Source organism: Thiobacillus sp. (assembly GCF_013693775.1).
GTDB lineage: Bacteria > Pseudomonadota > Gammaproteobacteria > Burkholderiales > Thiobacillaceae > Thiobacillus.
On record NZ_CP059257.1, the window covers coordinates 2,116,717 to 2,133,573 of the forward strand.

Below are 16,857 nucleotides of genomic sequence, written 5' to 3' on the forward strand. Positions count from 1 at the left end.
GTGCATAGCAACCGCTTCTCACGCCTTACCCTAACCCCTTACCTGGAGAAACCATGAGCATTCCCGCTGACCTCAAATACACCCCCAGCCACGAATGGGTGCGCGTCGAAGCCGACGGCACGTTGACCGTGGGCATCACCCATCACGCGCAGGATCTGCTCGGCGACATGGTCTTTATCGAAAATCCGGCCACCGGCCGCACGCTTGCCAAGGGCGAGGAATGCGCCGTGGTCGAGTCGGTCAAGGCCGCATCCGACGTCTACGCGCCCGTGGCCGGCGAAGTGATTGCTGCCAATGGCGACGTGGAATCCAGCCCCGAGTCCGTGAACAAGGACGCCTACAGTGCCTGGATGTTCAAGCTCAAGCCCACCAATGCCGGCGATGTCGCCGAACTGCTCGACGCCGCGGCTTACCAGAAGCTGGTCGAGTCCGAAGCGCATTGATGACGGTGAGGCGTGAGAGGTAAGGCGTCAGGAACCCCTCTTGCGCCAGCGCATTCCTCACCCCTAACCCCTATCACCTCTCCCCAATAAAATGCCCTTCATCCCCCACACTGAAGAAGACGTCTCTGCCATGCTTGGCGCCATCGGCGCCAAAAGCATCGAAGACCTGTTCGACGAAATCCCGCCCGCGCTGAAGACCGGCAAGCTCAAGGACGTGCCCGACGGCCTGCCCGAGATGGCGGTGGCGCGGCTGATGCAGGAACGCGCATCGACCGACGGTTTCTGGTCGAACTTCATCGGCGCCGGCGTCTACGAGCACCACATCCCGGCGGCGATCTGGCAGATCACCACGCGCGGCGAGTTCTATTCCGCCTACACGCCCTACCAGGCCGAAGCGAGCCAGGGCACGCTGCAGCTGATCTACGAATACCAGACCATGATGACCCGGCTGACCGGGCTCGACGTCTCGAACGCCTCGCTCTATGACGGTGCCTCGGCGCTGGCCGAAGCAGTGCTGATGGCAGTCCGCTCGCACAAGACCTCGCGCCGCGTGCTGGTGCCGAAGACGGTGCACCCGATCTATCGCCGCGTGGTCGACACCACGGTCAGGAACCAGGGCATCGAACTGGTCGAGCTCGACTACGACGCTGCTACAGGAAAAACGGTGCTGCCGGCCGACCCGGGTGCCTTCGCCGGACTGGTGATCCCGCAGCCCAACTTCTTCGGCGTGCTGGAAGATGTCCACGCCATGACCGACTGGGCGCATGAGAAAGGCGCGCTGGCGATCGCGCTGGTCAACCCGACCACGCTGGCGGTGCTGGAAGCACCCGGCAAGTGGGGCACGAAAGGCGCCGACATCGCCGTCGGCGAAGGCCAGCCGCTGGGCGCGCCGATGGCCTCGGGCGGCCCCTATTTCGGCTTCATGTGCTGCCGCCAGGAGTTCGTGCGGCAGATGCCCGGGCGCATCGTCGGCCGTACCGTCGACCTCGACGGCAAGCCGGGTTTCGCGCTGACGCTGCAGGCACGCGAGCAGCATATCCGCCGTTCCAAGGCCACCTCCAACATCTGCACCAATCAGGGCCTGGTGGTCACCGCGGCGACGCAGTACATGTCGCTGCTGGGACCGCAGGGTTTGGCGAAAGTCGCTGCCAACAGCCACGCCAACACCGTGGCGCTGGCCGACAAGCTCGCAGCGATTCCCGGCGTCACACGCGCATTCGCTTCGCCCTTCTTCCACGAAGTGGTGTTGAAGCTCAACGACAATACCCCGAAGGGCACAAGCGCGCGTGACGTGCTGCGCGCACTGCGTGCGCAGGGCATCCTTGGCGGACTGGACATCTCCGGCTGGTATCCCGAACTCGGACAGGCAATCCTGGTGTGCGTCACCGAAACCAAGACCGCAGCGGATCTCGACCACTACGCGCAACAAATGGAACGTATCCTGTCGAAACGGCGCGAAGCCCCGCCGTGTGCGTACAAGAGCTGATTGGAGTCAAGCATGAGCGATGTACTGCGGGACAAGCAATTCTGGGATATGACCGACTCGTTCATTCAGTTGGCCAATACCCACCTGAACGAGGTGAAGCCCAGCCGGGTCAGCGCATGCGCGCTATTTGCAGCCTCGAGATTCAACGCCTTCGTCATCACGGCGGCATCCGAAAGCAAGGAACAGCTGATCGCGGAAAAGAGGCTGCGATCGCTTATTTCCTCGACCAATACGAAAAAATGCTGCGCGAGAACCTGGATGAGCATCTGGCGCGCTACGACCAGCACAGCAGTTAATTGGCAGGAAATGGATCGGGCGTTATCGTTCTAGTGCCCGGCATTTAATCGATTTATTCAAGGAGAGCAATCATGGCAGTGACTCTAGGCGGCAACCCCATCGACGTCGCAGGCAGCTTCCCAAAGTCGGCGACACCGCGCCCGATTTCAAGCTGGTCAACAAGGATCTGGCCGACGTCTCGCTGGCCGATTTCGCCGGCAAGAAAAATCCTCAACATCGTGCCGAGCCTCGATACCCCGGTGTGTGCGACGTCGACCAAGAAGTTCAACGACGCAGCCGTCGGCAACACCGCCGTGCTGATCATCTCGGCCGACCTGCCGTTCGCAATGAGCCGCTTCTGCGGCGCCGAAAGCACCAACAACGTGACCACGCTGTCGACTATGCGCGGTGCCGAGTTCATGAAGAACTACGGCGTCGCCATCACCAGCGGCCCGCTGGCCGGCATCACGGCGCGCGCAGTCGTGGTGCTGGACGAGCACAACAAGGTACTCCATGCCGAACTCGTTCCCGAGATCAAGCAGGAGCCGAACTACGACGCTGCACTGGCTGCATTGAAATAAATTCGTGAGGCGTGAGGGAAAGGGGCGAGGAACGGTTGCGAGACAACATCGCGCCTGCCCAGCCCCACCCCTCGCCCCTCACCCTTCACGCCTTACGTCTAACCACCATGCTGATATTCGACCATTCCCGTCCCGGCCGCACCGCCGCCGCCCAGTTGCCCGCCGCTGGCGGCAGCCTCGACGACCTGCCCGCCGAATTGCGCCGCAAGGATGCGCCTGCGCTGCCTGAAGTCTCTGAACTTGACGTCGTGCGTCACTACACGCGCCTGTCGCAGAAGAATTTCTCCATCGATACGCAGTTCTACCCGCTCGGCTCGTGCACGATGAAGTACAACCCGCGCGCGTGCAATTCGCTGGCGATGCTGCCGCAGTTCCTCGCGCGCCATCCGGCCAGCCCGGACGAGACAGGGCAGGGTTTCCTCGCCAGCATGTACGAACTGCAGGAGATGCTGAAGGACGTCACCGGCATGGCCGGCGTGTCGATGGCGCCGATGGCGGGCGCGCACGGTGAATTCGCCGGCGTGGCGATGATCCGTGCCTACCACGACGCGCGCGGCGACACGGCCCGCAGGGAAATCATCGTGCCGGACGCGGCGCACGGAACCAACCCGGCAACGGCGACCATGTGCGGCTACACGGTCAAGGAAATCCCCACCGACGCGACCGGCAGCGTCGACCTGGTCGCGCTCAAGGCCGCAGTCGGCCCCCAGACCGCGGGCCTGATGCTGACCAACCCGTCGACGCTCGGCGTGTTCGAGAAGACCATCGCCGACATCCAGAAGATCGTCCACGACGCCGGCGGCCTGCTCTACTACGACGGCGCCAACCTCAACGCCATTCTCGGCAAGGTGCGCCCCGGCGACATGGGCTTCGACGTCATCCACATGAACCTGCACAAGACCTTCTCCACCCCGCACGGCGGCGGCGGCCCCGGTGCAGGCCCGGTCGGCGTGGCGCAGCGCCTGCTGCCCTTCATGCCGATCCCGCTGGTGCTGAACGAAAACGGTTTCTACCGGCTGGCGACCGAGGCCGACCTGCCGCAGTCGATCGGCCGCATGTCGGCCAACATGGGCAACGCCGGCGTGCTCATGCGCGCCTACGTCTATGCGCGCCTGCTGGGCCGCGAGGGCATGCACCGCGTAGCCGAGTATGCCACGCTCAACGCCAACTACCTGATGGCGAAGCTGCGCGAAGCCGGCTTCGACCTGGCCTATCCTGAGCGCCGCGCCAGCCACGAGTTCATCGTCACGCTGAAAAAGCTGAAGGACGCCACCGGGGTGTCCGCGATGGACTTCGCCAAGCGCCTGCTCGACTATGGCTACCACGCCCCGACGACCTATTTCCCGCTGCTGGTGCCGGAATGCCTCCTGATCGAGCCGACCGAGACCGAGAGCCGCGAAACGCTCGACGGCTTCATCGAGGCGATGAAAGCGATCAAACGGGAGGCCGAGACCACCCCGGATCTGGTGAAGGGTGCGCCCTACAGCCTGCCGGTGCGGCGGCTGGACGACGTCAAGGCCGCCCGCGAGCTCGATCTGGCCTACAAACCTGCCGCCTCCGCCCACGCATGACCGATCCCGTCAGCCCCTACAAGGGCAAGACCGGCCTGCGGCGCGTGCTGAACGCGGCGGGCTATTCGTGGGCCGGACTCACCGCCGCGTTCAGGCATGAGGATGCTTTCCGGCAGGAAGTGTTTCTGGCGCTGCTGATGATCCCGCTTGCGCTTTATCTGGGCCAGACGGGGATAAGCCGCGCGCTGATGATCGGCGCGGTGCTGCTGGTGCTGATCGTCGAATTGCTGAATTCGGCGCTCGAGGCCGCGGTGGACCGGATTTCCCTTGAGCACCACCAGCTCATCAAGCGCGCCAAGGACATGGGGAGTGCCGCCGTGATGATTGCGCTGGCCAACGTGGTCGTCGTGTGGGCGCTTGTACTATTGGGTTGAGTGAATTACAAAAACCATGCCAATATGGCGCGGCACCCTAAAGTTGTGGCGTTCTTAGCCGGAATAGAGGTGTGCGCCCCTTATCATTTTCCGACGGTGTGAACCTCAAAACTGTTTGCTTTCTTCTGAGTCTGTGCCAGGCCGGCTCCGCCGCAGCCTTGGGCATGGGCGACATCAATGTACATTCGCAACTGGGCCGGTCCCTGAATGCGACCGTCACCCTACTCGGCGCGACCGCCGACACGACGGCGGACTGCTTCAGCCTCGGCAGCAGCGCAAACAGCGTCGCACCGCCGCTCCGCGCAAAACTGAGTATCGAACGGGCCGGGGATCAGACACGCCTGCTCATCCGTACGTCCTACCCGGTAAATGATCCGATCGTACAGTTCGTGCTGGTTTCGGACTGCGAGGTACGCTTGCAACGCGAGTATGTCGTGTTGCTCGACCCACCCGTGGCGACGGAAGCNCCCCTCAACGAGAATGTCCCCGCTGCAAGCGCGCAAACCGGACCGGCGCCCGCCGCTGTCCCATCCCGTCCCGTTTCACCTCGACGCGCCCATCGACCTTCCCATCGCGCGGCCACGTCCATCGCGCGACCGCCGAACGCGGCCGCGCGGACCCAGACCCCACCCCGTGTGCATGCCGCACCAAAGGAAAGCGTCCCACGTCTGGTGCTGTCCGGGAAGCATGAGCTATCCAGCCAGAACGACACCCCGGTGGCGCTGCGTCTCGACACGCGCCTGCCCGACCTGACGCAGCCGCGCCTCGATGGCCTGACCGCCACCGAACTGTCCGATGAAAACACGGCATTGGGCCGCAAACTTGCGCANCTTGAGGCCCAACTCGCCGCGTTGCAGCGCCGCAATGCCGAGCTCGAAGCCGCCCGGCATGCCACNCCCACGACGGCACCCGCGCCTGCCACGTCCTCGCAACCCGCCCAGTGGCCGCTGTATCTGCTGGCGATGGCGATCGTGGCCAGTTTGATTGCGCTGGCCGCCTGGCTGCTGCGCCGCACCCGCGCCGCCCGGCCCGCACTTGGCGACACGCCCTGGACGCAAACGGGAATGCCGGAGAAAACGCTATCTGAATTGAGCGCCGACATGCCGGCTGAGCCGCCGTCCGTTTCCCCGCGCATGCCGGAAATCGCCCCGCCTCAGCAAACCAGCGGCACCGAAGTCAAGGAAGATGTTCTCGACCAGGCCGAAGTGTTCATGGCCTTCGGGCATGGCGACCTGGCCATCCATCTGCTGCAGGAGCATCTGCGCGCCACGCCGACCGAGTCGCCGGTACCCTGGCTGCTGCTGCTCGACCTGCTGCACCGCGAAGGCGATACCGCCGGCTATGCAGCCGCCAGCGCCGAATGCCGCCGCTATTTCAACGTCAACCTCACCGACCATCCGATTTCCCAGGACAACGAAGCCGGCCAGGGGCTGGAGGCGTATCCGCACCTGCTGGAACAGTTGGTGAAAGTCTGGAATACCCCGGATATCGAGGCCTTCTTCCACGATTTGATTTACGACAACCGGGGCGGCACGCGCATCGGCTTCGAACCGGGCGCCTACCGCGACATCCTGCTGCTGCGCTCGATCGCGCAGGACGCATTGCCGCTTGCGGCCTGAGCACCCGCTTCACCAAACCATCACTTCGGCGTCATCTGTTTGTCGCACGGCAGGGGCATGCTGCGCCCCATGGATGCCGCCGAATTCACCTGCCAGACGCTTCCGTCCATGCGCCCGCAACTGCGCATTGCGGTGGTGACCGAAACCTACCCGCCCGAAGTCAATGGCGTGGCGATGACGCTCGGCCGCCTGGTCAACGGCCTGCAGGTACGCAATCACCAGGTGCAGTTGATCCGTCCGCGCCAGCATTCCGACGACCAACCGCAGCCCACCGCCACCCTCAGCGAACATTTGCAACGTGGCATCGCGCTGCCGCGTTACGAAGGCCTGAAGATGGGCCTGCCGGCGAAAGCCGCGCTGACCCGGCTGTGGACGCGACAGCGCCCGGACGTGGTACAGATCGCCACCGAAGGTCCGCTCGGCTGGTCGGCGCTGGCGGCCGCCAACAAACTGCGCCTGCCGGTGGCGAGCGATTTCCACACCAATTTCCACAGCTACAGCAGCCACTACGGCTTCGGCCTGTTGCGCCGCGCCATCGTCGCCTATCTGCGCAAATTCCATAACAAGGCCGCCGTCACGCTGGTGCCGACCGAAGGCATCCGCCGCGAACTGCTGGCGCATGGCTACGAGAACATCGAGATCATCGGGCGCGGGGTGGACACGCAACTGTTCCACCCTGGCCGCCGCGATGCGGCCTTGCGCGCGCAGTGGGGCGTGGGCGAGAACGAGACTGCGGTGCTGTACGTGGGTCGCCTGGCAGCCGAGAAGAATCTGTCCCTGGTGTTCAGCGCCTTCGATGCCATGCATCAGGCGCACCCGGCCACCCGCCTGGTGCTGGTGGGCGACGGCCCGGAACGCGCCGGCTGGCAGGCCAAACGGCCCGATGCGATATTCTGCGGCACCCAGGTCGGCGAGGCGCTGGCGGCACATTACGCCTCGGGCGACGTGTTCCTGTTCCCCAGCCTGACCGAGACCTGGGGCAACGTGACGATCGAGGCGATGGCCTCCGGTCTCGCGGTGGTGGCCTACGATTGCGCGGCCGCCGAAGAAATCATCCGGCACGGCGAAAACGGCCTGAAGGTCGCGCCCGAGGATCAAGCGGCGTTCATCGCCCAGGCGGCATCGCTGGCTCCTGATGTCGCACGGCAACGCCGATTGGGCACCGCTGCAGCCGCGCGTGCCGCCCAATTGTCGTGGGACGCCATCATCGACAGTTTCGAGCGGGTACTGCTGCGCCTCGCTCACCCCGAACCCGCGACCGAACCCCAGCTGGATTGGCCTGCCGCGGCCCCGACAGTCCGTTCATGAGGATTCCGCCATGCAAAATCGTCTGAGTCTGGTTGCCCACCACGGCCTCGATCGACTGGCCGCACGCGAACATGCCTGGCTGGAGCGCCTTAACGGCGTGCGCCTGCCCGACTGGGAGGTCGGCCTGCTGCGGCTCGCCAGCCGGCTCGGCGACGGGGTGTTCTGGTATGCGCTGATGCTGGCGCTGATCGTCTGGAACGGATGGGACGCCCTTCCGGCCGTACTCCACATGATCACGGCCGGCCTCGTCGGCACGCTCGTCTACAAATGGCTGAAAGGCGCTACCGAACGTCCGCGCCCCTATCAGGCCTGCCCGTCGATCTGTTGCCTGACCGCGCCGCTCGACCGCTTCAGTTTTCCCTCCGGCCACACCCTGCATGCCGTGGTCTTCAGCGCGGTCGCCACGGCCTATTACCCGGCACTGGGATGGCTGGTATGGCCATTCACCGCGCTGGTCGCGCTGTCACGGCTGGTGCTGGGGCTGCACTACATGAGCGATGTGCTGGTGGGGGCGCTGCTCGGCGGCACGATCGCCGCCCTTNNTTCGCTGGCGTTGTAGGGCGCCTGTCTTAAAAACCTAAGGTTGCGTTGCGGAAACGCGGCTACACCTCGACTTCGAACAGATCCCCTGGCAGCGGCAACCGGCATGCCACCAGTTCCGGTGCGTGCGCGGCGATGCGTTCCCGTGCCACCGCCATCGGCGGACAATCCGGCAGCCAAGCGGGCGCCTCGCCGGCCAGCACCCGATTCATTTGCGGCAACCGGGCCGTCACTTCCTGGATGTAGTAATCGAAACGCGCGGCAAGCTTGCGATCCAGCACGCACCCTACGCCATGCAGCGCATGGGGCAGACGGCTCTGCCGCAATAGGCGTTCGGCACTCGACAGCTGGCGGATTGCCCGTCGGCTGGCGGCGGACGAGCAATCGAAGTTGCACGCCACATAGTCCACCAGCCAGTCGTCGATCTGCAACAGCGGGACTGACGAACTGAACAGATGGCGCGAGATATGATGGTCCATCGCCCATTCCGCGGCGGCATGCGTGAGCATCGGCACGTTCCACCACAGATGCTCGTGAGCGGGAACGAAATGATTGTGCGCAATGATGTCAACCCACAGATGACTCATCGCACCGACTGCACAGGCCCGCGATTCGTCGTCGTGCGCCGCATCCAATAGCGCGTGAGCGGTCTCCCAGCGGTGGCTGGCGTCGAATGCGCGAGTCCCCGCAGTCGTGCCCACCAGCGCCAGATCGGGCAGACAGGCGCCGGCCTTCAGGCGCTGCGGAAACCGTCGCACCGCGCGGCGCAGAGCAGGATCGAGCAGGGGCACGCCCCATACCAGCAATTGCGCAAAATACACATGGGTCATCAGTCCCCAGGCCAGCGCATCGCCGGCAAACAGCAGCGCAGGCACCGACCAGAACAAGGCAGTGCGGCGGGTGTGGGCATGGGCGGCAACGTTCATGCGCGCAGCATGGCCGCGCTGCGTGAATCTGCGCTGTCAGGCGCATGAATCTTCCGTGAATCCCAGCCAACCGGCTGCGTATAATCCGGGCTGTCGTTTTCAGCCCACACTGAGCCTGTTTCAGCAGGAATCATGCCCCGCGTTGAGATCAGGATCGAACGGATGCAAGGCGCAGTGCGCAGGAAAGGGTAATCCCTTTCCAAGCGCTGCAACGCCGCAGACGCCGACCCTGGTCTCAACCCGGAGGGCCGGTTGCCTGCGGGCGTTTATGCCCTTCTCGGGCACATTGCGGTGTTGCAGATGACTCATGGAGAATGACTACTTCGCCCCCGCGCCTTGCCCTGCATCCCGCAGGCAACCGACGCGGGGCATGATTCCTACTGAAACAGGCTCAACATGCGCACCCTCATCTGCGGTTCCCTCGCCTTCGATTCCATCATGGTGTTCCAGGATCACTTCAAGCACCACATCCTGCCCGACAAGATCCACATGCTGAACGTGTCGTTCCTGGTGCCGGAGATGCGCCGCGAGTACGGCGGTTGCGCGGGCAATATCACCTACAACCTCAAACTGCTGGGCGGCGAGCCGCTGATCATGGCGACCGTGGGCGACGACTTCGCCGCCTATGCCGAGCGCCTCGACGCCTTGGCAATTCCGCGCGACTACATCCACCATGTCGCCGGCACCTATACCGCCCAGGCTTTCATCACCACCGACCTCGACGACAACCAGATCACCGCCTTCCATCCCGGCGCGATGAACTACTCGCACGAGAACGACGTGCGTCAGGTACCGGACGTCAAACTGGGCATTGTCGCCCCGGACGGACGCGACGGCATGCTGCGCCACGTGCGCGGCTTTCACGAGGCNGGGGTGCCATGCGTCTTCGATCCAGGCCAGGGTATGCCGCTGTTTTCCGGCGAGGAACTGCTGGAGTGCGTCCACAAATCCAGCTACGTCATCCTCAACGACTACGAAGCCGAATTGCTGCAGAGCCGCACCGGGGAAGACCTGGCGACGCTGGCGCGCCACGTCGAGGCGCTGATCGTGACGCGCGGCGGCGAAGGTTCGGTGATCCACACGGCTGCCGGTCAGATCGACATCCCGGCCGTGCGGCCGGCGGCCATCCTCGACCCCACCGGCTGCGGCGACGCCTACCGTAGCGGCATTCTGTACGGCATCGTCCACGGACTCGACTGGGAAACCTCGGGCCAGCTGGCGAGCGTGATGGGTGCGATCAAGATCGAGCACCGCGGTGGTCAGAACCACGCGCCGAGCCGGCAGGAAATCGCCGGACGGCTCAAGATCACGTTTGGCAAAACGCTCTGAACCACGCCGAGAATCGACGGTCACACCGCCTATAGTGAAACATGTGCAACTACAGGACCCGCACCATGAAGAAGACCTCAACCATCGTTGCCGTCACCCTGATGACAGCCAGCTTGGCCCTACTTGGCGGCTGCGCCAGCGGCGTCGGCGGCAAAGACTACAGCCGCGACCAGACCCGGGCCGTCCAGGAGGTGCAGATGGGCGTGGTGGAGTCGGTGCGTGAGGTGAATATCGAAGGTACCAAGACGCCGATCGGTGCAGGCGCTGGCGCCGTCGTCGGCGGTGTGGCCGGCAGCACGGTAGGCAGCGGCAAGGGCAGCGTGGTCGGTGCGGCGATTGGCGCGGTACTGGGCGGATTGGGCGGTGCAGCCGCGGAAGAGGCAACCACGCGCCAGAAAGGCGTGGAAATCACAGTCAAGCTCGATTCGGGACGGATGCTCGCCATCACCCAGGCGGCGGACGAGGAATTCCGGGTAGGTGATCGCGTACGGGTATTGTCGGGCGGAGGAACGACACGCGTATCGCACTGAAGCCGGGCCCGATCTCCCGGTATCTCCTGATTCGTAGTTCATCGTTCCGAAACCTGAACGTCACGCCGGGTTAACACCCGGTCTCTAAGCTGGGCGCATTCCATCAATGGGAGTGCCCCATGCTCGACGTTCTCAGCGCCCAACCATCCCTTTCCGCCAGCCGCTACCACATCTCGCTGGCGGTGGACGACAACGAAATCCGCGAAGCGCAGCGCCTGCGTCACAAGGTGTTTGCCGAGGAGATGGGCGCGCGTCTGTCCTCCGTTCTGCCGGGGCACGATATCGATCTGTATGACCCTTTCTGCGACCATCTGCTGGTACGCGACTTGGCCAGCGGCGAAGTCGTCGGCACCTATCGCATCCTGCCGCCCGACGCCGCCAAGCGCGTCGGCAGCTATTATTCCGAACAGGAATTCGACCTGACCCGCTTGCACTTCCTGCGCCCGCGCATGGCCGAACTGGGACGCTCGTGCGTGCATCCGGCGCACCGCAGCGGTGCCGTCATCGCCCGCCTGTGGATCGGGCTGGCTGACTACATGACGCGCTATGGCTACGAATACATCGTCGGCTGCGCCAGCATCGGCATGGCGGACGGCGGCCATGTCGCAGCCAGCGTGTACCGCCAGATCATCCAACGTCATCTCGCGCCGATCGAATGGCGCGCCACGCCACGCTACCGCCTGCCCGTCGAGTCGCTCGACGAAGGCCAGACCGCAACGCTGCCGCCGCTGATCAAGGGCTACACCCGGCTCGGCGCGATGGTATGCGGCGAACCGGCGTGGGATCCCGATTTCAATACGGCCGATCTCTTGATGCTGCTGCCGATGGCGCAACTCAACCGCAACTATGCCCGCCGTCTCATCGGTTGAGTCTTACAATGGACGGGTGAGCCTTGCCTATTTCCCCGCCCCTCTGCGCCGCGCCCTCCGCATCGGCCTGCTGGCCCTGCACTTGGTCTGGGGCGTCATCCTGGCAGGGCTGATTTTCCCCAGCTCAATCCCGCACAGCGGGACCGCCGCATCATGGCCTGGGCCCGGCGCCTGCTCCGGGTACTCGGCGTACGGCTGAAGGCGGACACTGCGCCCCGCCTGCCCGGCGGCGCGCTGCTGGTATGCAATCACGTGTCGTGGCTGGACATCTATCTGATCTACGCGGCCCAGCGGGTGCACTTCGTCTCCAAGGCCGAAGTGCGCAACTGGCCGGTGGCCGGCTGGCTGGCACACAAGACCGGCACGCTGTTCATCGAACGCGGCCGTCGTGCCGACACGGCGCGCATCAACACCGAGATGCGGGCGCTGATGCAGTCGGGCGCCTGGGTCGCGGTGTTCCCCGAAGGTACCACCGGCGACGGGAAGGGGCTGCGGCGCTTCATGCCGTCGCTGCTGCAGCCGGCGGTCGAACTGAATTGTCCGATCGTGCCGGCGGCTTTGCGCTACCGCACGCTGGATGGCGAATACAGCGCTGCACCCGCCTACATCGATGACCTCAGCATGTGGCAAAGCCTGAAGCAGATCGTCAGCGAGCCCGGCCTCGTCGCCGAACTGCATTTCGCCGAGCCTATCCTGCCCAACGGCCACCGGCGCGATCTGGCGGCGCAGGCGGAAGCGGCCACCGCCAGGCTGCTGGGCCTCAGGACTTCGGGTGCCGAACCTGCGGGCACGGCACCGCAAACACCTGCCGGTCCTCCAGCCTGACCGCGGTCAGGCGCCCGCCCCACAGGCAACCGGTGTCGAGCGCAATCAGGTCGCGGCGGTTGATCAGCCCGAGCGTCGACCAGTGTCCGATGACGAGGGTCGCCTCGGCGCTCCTGCGCCCCGGCACCTCGAACCACGGCAGCCAGCCGGCCGGCTGTGTACCCGGCGCGCCCTTGTGGTGGAATTCCATCTCGCCCGCCGCCGAACAGTAGCGCAGCCGGGTGAATGCGTTGACGATCACCCGCAGGCGCTCGACGCCATGCAGCGCCGCATCCCACGCCACCGGCGCATTGCCGTACATCTGCGCGAAGAATTCCCGGTAATGCGGGCTTTGTAGCGCAGCTTCCGCCTCCGCGGCATGCTGCATCGTGTCGTCCACCGTCCAGCCCGGCAGCACGCCCGCGTGCACCATGAGGAACTCGCCATCGCGCCAGGCCAGTTTCTGCTGTCGCAGCCAGACCAGCAGCTCGTCGCGGTCCGGCGCATTCAGTATCTCGTCGAGCGTATCGCCCTTGTGTACCCGTCCGAAACCTTCGGCCAGCGCCAGCAAGTGCAAATCGTGGTTGCCGAGCACACTGATGGCGGCATTCCCCAGTTCCCTGACGGTCCGCAACACCGCCAGCGATTCCGGCCCACGGTTGACCAGATCACCCACAAGCCACAGCCGGTCGGCGCCCGGGTCGAACCGGATCGCATCCAATAAACGCAGCAGGGACGTGTGACATCCCTGAAGATCGCCAATGGCATAGGTAGGCATATAAAATACGGCTTCTTTGTGTGCTGTGTTGACCTGCATCATAGCGCGCCCGCCCGAACCTCTTGTGACGTCTGCGCCATGAAACCCCTGATCCGCCTGTTTTTTCGTACCCTGCGCCTCATCCTCGCCCCCTTCATGCTCGTGGGCTATTGGCTGACACGCCCGAAAGGTGTCGTGCGCCCGCTGCCGCGCAGCAGGACGTCGACGCACGCACACGCAGTCTGGCGCTGTACCACTACCCCACCTGCCCGTTCTGCCTCAAGACCCGGCGCACGATACAGCGGCTTTCGCTCAACATCGAACTGCGCGACGCGCAGCATGACGAAACGCACCGGGCAGCCCTGATCGCGGGTGGTGGCAAGCCGCAGGTGCCGTGCCTGCTGATCACTGACGCGCAAGGCAAGCAGACCTGGCTGTATGAATCGGATGCCATCAACGCCTGGCTGAACCGCGAATTCGGCGCGGCATGAGCCTGCTCGCAGCGCTCAATCCGCCGCAGCGCGAGGCGGCGAAATACCTCGACGGCCCCTTGCTCGTGCTGGCGGGCGCCGGTTCGGGCAAGACGCGCGTCATCACCCACAAGATCGCCTATTTAATTGGGGAATGCGGCTACAAGCCGGGTTCGATCGCCGCGATCACCTTCACCAACAAGGCCGCACGCGAAATGCAGGAGCGCGCCGCCAAGCTCACGCAGGGCGTCAACACGAAAGGCCTGATCGTCACCACTTTCCATTCGATGGGCCTGCGCATGCTGCGCGAGGACGCGAAATTCGCCGAGCTGAAGCCGGCGTTCTCCATCCTCGATTCGGCCGACGCCGCCGGCATCGTGTCGGAAATCCTCAAGACCACGGACAAGCAGGAAATCCGCCGCGCCGTGTCGCGCATCTCGCTGTGGAAGAACGAGCTGAAGTCGCCCGCCGCCGCGCTCGCCACGGCCGAGGACGACAACGCGCGCGCNTACGCCAAGATCTACGACCGCTATGACGCCACCCTGCGCGCCTACCAAGCGGTCGATTTCGACGACCTCATCCGCCTGCCGGCCGAGCTGCTGGATACACACGCCGAGCTGCGCGAGAAGTGGCAGAACCGCCTGCGCCACATCCTGGTCGACGAATACCAGGACACCAACGTCGCGCAGTACCGCCTGCTGCAGAAGCTCACCGGCGTGCGCGCGGCGTTCACCGCGGTCGGCGACGACGACCAGGCGATCTACGGCTGGCGCGGCGCCTCGGCCGACAACCTGCGCCAGCTGAACGAGGACTACCCGCACCTGCATGTGGTCAAGCTGGAGCAGAACTACCGTTCGAGCGTGCGCATCCTGAAGGCCGCCAACAGCCTCATCGCCAACAACCCCAAGCTGTTCGAGAAACGCCTGTGGAGCGACCTCGGCCTCGGCGACGCGATCCAGGTGATGCCGACCAAGGACGACGAGCACGAGGCCGAATCGGTGGTGATGCGGCTCCTGTCGCACAAATTCCAGCACCGCACCGAATGGCGCGACTACGCCATCCTCTACCGCGGCAACTACCAGGCGCGCATCTTCGAGCAGGCATTGCGCAACGAGAAGGTGCCGTACCAGCTGTCCGGCGGGCAGTCGTTCTTCGACCGCGCCGAGATCAAGGACGTGATTTCCTACCTGCGGCTGATCGCCAACAGCGACGACGATCCCGCCTTCATCCGCGCGGTCACCACGCCCAAGCGCGGCATCGGCGCGGCGACGCTGGAAAAGCTCGGCCAGGTCGCCGCCACCCTGCACGTGAGCCTGTTCGAGGCGGTGTTTTCCGCCGCTGCCGCATCACAGATCGGCGAGCGTCAGCTGGCGCCGCTAATCGAGTTCTGCAACTTCATCAACCGCATGGAGGAACGCGTGCCGCGCGAGCCGGCGGGCGAACTGCTGAACGACCTCCTGAAAACGATCGACTATGAGGTGTATCTCTTCGACCAGGACGACCAGCGCGCGGCGCAGAACAAGTGGAACAACGTGCTCGAATTTGCCGCCTGGATCGCCAAGAAGGGCGAGGAAGACGAGAAGGACCTGCTGCAGCTGACGCAGACCATCGCGCTGATCACGCTGCTCGAAGGCCGCGAGGAAGAAGAACCTGACGCCGTGCGCCTCTCGACCCTGCACGCCGCCAAGGGGCTGGAATTCGGCCACGTGTTCCTGGTCGGCGTCGAGGAGAACATCCTGCCGCACCGTGACGCGGTGGACGAAGGCCGGCTGGAGGAAGAGCGCCGCCTGATGTATGTCGGTGTCACCCGCGCGAAGAAGTCGCTCACGCTGTCCTATTGCTCGCGCCGCAAGCGCGCCCGCGAAACGGTCGCCTGCGACCCCTCGCGCTTCATCGACGAGCTTGGCGACGACGTGCGCCAGCCGGAGAAGCCCTCCAGCGCGGACGCCAAGGCCAGCGGCAGTGATCGGCTGGCGGCGTTGAAGGCGATGCTGGGGTAGATTCAGTCGCCTCACACACAAGCCGAGAACGGACGAAGCACGTTACTTACCGGCCATGTGCCGACATCGTCCTGGACTGCCGCCTCTCAAGCGAGATTTCCTGGTGCGCTGACCTGGCTGAAAATTGGCCGATGGCGCCAGAAACGACTATGCGAATTGCGGCTCCTTGCATAACTGTTCGAGCGTGTCGATCATGGCCAGCACGCCAGTCTGTATCTGCACAGCGTAGGCATCCATTATTCTTGCCGTCATCGGATGACTGCGGACGTACTGCCGTCAATCACGCTCGTGCCGCTCGTCCCCGCTTTCAAGAGGCCGAGGGACAGGTAGATTCCAGCCATGCCGGATCGCCATCAGCCGAAGTCCGAAACAGACAACAGCTCCAGCAATCGCGGTCGGGACGATCGGCAAAGCCAGTGCATGTCCGATGACAACGAGCACCGCGCCAGCAAGTGCCGCGAGGGCGTAGAGGTCTCTCCGAAGCACGGCGGGTGTCTGGGCGACGAGCAGATCGCGCACAATGCCTCCGCCAATACCGGTCAACATGCCCAGCAGTGCCGCCATCAACGGGTTCAGTCCGTACGCAAGCGCCTTCTGTGTGCCGGCGACGGCAAAGAGCGCAAGACCTGCCGCATCGAAGATCAATATTGCGGTGCGCAGGCGCACGAACAGTGATGACCAGAAAANAGCCAGCAACCCGGCGGCAAGAGCAACCGCAAGATAACGCCAGTCACGGATCGCGGCGGGCGGAACGGCGCCGATCAATAAATCGCGTGTAATCCCTCCGGCACTCGAGGCCGCGAAGGACAGGACCAGAACTCCGAAGATATCGAGATTGCGGCGCACGCCCAACATCGCGCCACTGGTTGCGAAGACAAAGGTACCCGCCAGGTCGAAAACCAGCAGAAGTTCGTGAATCGCCTTCTGTTCGAGAACGGGGATCAGCGGCATTGAAAACGTCCTGTGAGGGCGTT

At 64.5% G+C, this 16,857-nt stretch carries 18 protein-coding genes; 15 read left to right on the forward strand and 3 right to left on the reverse strand.

Translation table 11 applies throughout. The features are described from left to right. Positions 1-53: 53 nt before the first annotated feature. From gcvH to HZY77_RS10485, 9 genes are all read left to right on the forward strand, one after another. Positions 54-443 carry a glycine cleavage system protein GcvH gene (gcvH, locus tag HZY77_RS10445; RefSeq protein ID WP_296814387.1) on the forward strand — a complete coding sequence of 130 codons (390 nt, stop codon included), beginning with the start codon at positions 54-56 and terminating at the stop codon, positions 441-443. Positions 444-534: 91 nt separating this feature from the next. Beyond that, positions 535-1,929, forward strand: coding sequence for an aminomethyl-transferring glycine dehydrogenase subunit GcvPA (gene gcvPA / locus HZY77_RS10450; RefSeq protein ID WP_296814390.1), 1,395 nt, complete (start codon positions 535-537; stop codon positions 1,927-1,929). Positions 1,930-1,941: 12 nt separating this feature from the next. Next, positions 1,942-2,259, forward strand: coding sequence for a DUF3144 domain-containing protein (locus HZY77_RS10455; RefSeq protein ID WP_296814394.1), 318 nt, complete (start codon positions 1,942-1,944; stop codon positions 2,257-2,259). 38 nt (positions 2,260-2,297) lie between these two features. Next, positions 2,298-2,786, forward strand: a complete 489-nt coding sequence (tpx, locus tag HZY77_RS10460) for a thiol peroxidase (protein ID WP_296814396.1) — start codon at positions 2,298-2,300, stop codon at positions 2,784-2,786. 107 nt (positions 2,787-2,893) lie between these two features. After that, positions 2,894-4,357 (forward strand): aminomethyl-transferring glycine dehydrogenase subunit GcvPB, encoded by a 1,464-nt coding sequence (gene gcvPB / locus HZY77_RS10465; RefSeq protein ID WP_296814399.1) that lies wholly within the window; start codon positions 2,894-2,896, stop codon positions 4,355-4,357. Next, complete coding sequence (locus tag HZY77_RS10470; protein ID WP_296635213.1) at positions 4,354-4,731, forward strand: diacylglycerol kinase; 378 nt, start codon at positions 4,354-4,356, stop codon at positions 4,729-4,731. Before gcvPB ends, HZY77_RS10470 begins: the two co-directional genes overlap by 4 nt. A gap of 164 nt (positions 4,732-4,895) precedes the next feature. Then, positions 4,896-6,350, forward strand: a complete 1,455-nt coding sequence (locus HZY77_RS10475) for a hypothetical protein (RefSeq protein WP_296814402.1) — start codon at positions 4,896-4,898, stop codon at positions 6,348-6,350. 57 nt (positions 6,351-6,407) lie between these two features. After that, positions 6,408-7,658: a glycosyltransferase family 1 protein gene (locus HZY77_RS10480; RefSeq protein WP_296814405.1), complete on the forward strand. Its 1,251-nt coding sequence runs from the start codon at positions 6,408-6,410 to the stop codon at positions 7,656-7,658. 10 nt (positions 7,659-7,668) lie between these two features. Beyond that, positions 7,669-8,217 (forward strand): phosphatase PAP2 family protein, encoded by a 549-nt coding sequence (locus HZY77_RS10485; protein ID WP_296814408.1) that lies wholly within the window; start codon positions 7,669-7,671, stop codon positions 8,215-8,217. A 43-nt stretch (positions 8,218-8,260) separates the two neighbouring features. On the opposite strand, the gene HZY77_RS10490 is transcribed toward HZY77_RS10485, so the two are convergent. Beyond that, complete coding sequence (locus HZY77_RS10490) at positions 8,261-9,124, reverse strand: zinc dependent phospholipase C family protein (protein WP_296814410.1); 864 nt, start codon at positions 9,122-9,124, stop codon at positions 8,261-8,263. 396 nt (positions 9,125-9,520) lie between these two features. On the opposite strand from HZY77_RS10490, the gene HZY77_RS10495 reads away from it, so the two are divergent. The 4 genes from HZY77_RS10495 (at position 9,521) to HZY77_RS10510 (ending at position 12,677) form a co-directional block, all read left to right on the forward strand. Then, positions 9,521-10,453, forward strand: a complete 933-nt coding sequence (locus tag HZY77_RS10495) for a carbohydrate kinase family protein (RefSeq protein ID WP_296814412.1) — start codon at positions 9,521-9,523, stop codon at positions 10,451-10,453. A gap of 65 nt (positions 10,454-10,518) precedes the next feature. Further along, on the forward strand, positions 10,519-10,983 hold the full coding sequence (locus HZY77_RS10500) for a glycine zipper 2TM domain-containing protein (protein WP_296814414.1): 465 nt from the start codon (positions 10,519-10,521) through the stop codon (positions 10,981-10,983). Positions 10,984-11,102: 119 nt separating this feature from the next. Next, a complete protein-coding gene (locus tag HZY77_RS10505; RefSeq protein WP_296814415.1) occupies positions 11,103-11,852 on the forward strand; it encodes a GNAT family N-acyltransferase in 750 nt (249 codons plus the stop codon). Between the two features lie 153 nt (positions 11,853-12,005). Beyond that, on the forward strand, positions 12,006-12,677 hold the full coding sequence (locus tag HZY77_RS10510; RefSeq protein ID WP_296814419.1) for a lysophospholipid acyltransferase family protein: 672 nt from the start codon (positions 12,006-12,008) through the stop codon (positions 12,675-12,677). On the opposite strand, the gene HZY77_RS10515 is transcribed toward HZY77_RS10510, so the two are convergent. Further along, positions 12,613-13,434 carry a symmetrical bis(5'-nucleosyl)-tetraphosphatase gene (locus HZY77_RS10515; RefSeq protein ID WP_296814422.1) on the reverse strand — a complete coding sequence of 274 codons (822 nt, stop codon included), beginning with the start codon at positions 13,432-13,434 and terminating at the stop codon, positions 12,613-12,615. The genes HZY77_RS10510 and HZY77_RS10515 overlap by 65 nt on opposite strands. A gap of 149 nt (positions 13,435-13,583) precedes the next feature. Between HZY77_RS10515 and HZY77_RS10520 the strand changes: the two genes are divergently transcribed. Together HZY77_RS10520 and HZY77_RS10525 are read left to right on the forward strand one after the other, a co-directional pair. After that, positions 13,584-13,904 carry a glutaredoxin gene (locus HZY77_RS10520; RefSeq protein WP_363153593.1) on the forward strand — a complete coding sequence of 107 codons (321 nt, stop codon included), beginning with the start codon at positions 13,584-13,586 and terminating at the stop codon, positions 13,902-13,904. Next, on the forward strand, positions 13,901-15,883 hold the full coding sequence (locus HZY77_RS10525) for a UvrD-helicase domain-containing protein (RefSeq protein ID WP_296814424.1): 1,983 nt from the start codon (positions 13,901-13,903) through the stop codon (positions 15,881-15,883). Before HZY77_RS10520 ends, HZY77_RS10525 begins: the two co-directional genes overlap by 4 nt. Positions 15,884-16,159: 276 nt before the next feature. On the opposite strand, the gene HZY77_RS10530 is transcribed toward HZY77_RS10525, so the two are convergent. Continuing rightward, entirely contained in the window at positions 16,160-16,834 is a 675-nt protein-coding gene (locus HZY77_RS10530) for a trimeric intracellular cation channel family protein (protein ID WP_296814426.1), read from the reverse strand. Positions 16,835-16,857: the final 23 nt, after the last annotated feature.

What these genes read in the sequence shown, in the direction of transcription:
- gcvH (WP_296814387.1), top strand. Translation starts at nt 54, where the DNA reads ATGAGCATTCCCGCTGACCTCAAATACACCCCCAGCCACGAATGGGTG.
- gcvPA (WP_296814390.1), top strand. Translation starts at nt 535, where the DNA reads ATGCCCTTCATCCCCCACACTGAAGAAGACGTCTCTGCCATGCTTGGC.
- HZY77_RS10455 (WP_296814394.1), top strand. Translation starts at nt 1,942, where the DNA reads ATGAGCGATGTACTGCGGGACAAGCAATTCTGGGATATGACCGACTCG.
- tpx (WP_296814396.1), top strand. Translation starts at nt 2,298, where the DNA reads ATGGCAGTGACTCTAGGCGGCAACCCCATCGACGTCGCAGGCAGCTTC.
- gcvPB (WP_296814399.1), top strand. Translation starts at nt 2,894, where the DNA reads ATGCTGATATTCGACCATTCCCGTCCCGGCCGCACCGCCGCCGCCCAG.
- HZY77_RS10470 (WP_296635213.1), top strand. Translation starts at nt 4,354, where the DNA reads ATGACCGATCCCGTCAGCCCCTACAAGGGCAAGACCGGCCTGCGGCGC.
- HZY77_RS10480 (WP_296814405.1), top strand. Translation starts at nt 6,408, where the DNA reads ATGCTGCGCCCCATGGATGCCGCCGAATTCACCTGCCAGACGCTTCCG.
- HZY77_RS10490 (WP_296814410.1), bottom strand. Translation starts at nt 9,124, where the DNA reads ATGAACGTTGCCGCCCATGCCCACACCCGCCGCACTGCCTTGTTCTGG.
- HZY77_RS10500 (WP_296814414.1), top strand. Translation starts at nt 10,519, where the DNA reads ATGAAGAAGACCTCAACCATCGTTGCCGTCACCCTGATGACAGCCAGC.
- HZY77_RS10505 (WP_296814415.1), top strand. Translation starts at nt 11,103, where the DNA reads ATGCTCGACGTTCTCAGCGCCCAACCATCCCTTTCCGCCAGCCGCTAC.
- HZY77_RS10510 (WP_296814419.1), top strand. Translation starts at nt 12,006, where the DNA reads ATGGCCTGGGCCCGGCGCCTGCTCCGGGTACTCGGCGTACGGCTGAAG.
- HZY77_RS10515 (WP_296814422.1), bottom strand. Translation starts at nt 13,434, where the DNA reads ATGCCTACCTATGCCATTGGCGATCTTCAGGGATGTCACACGTCCCTG.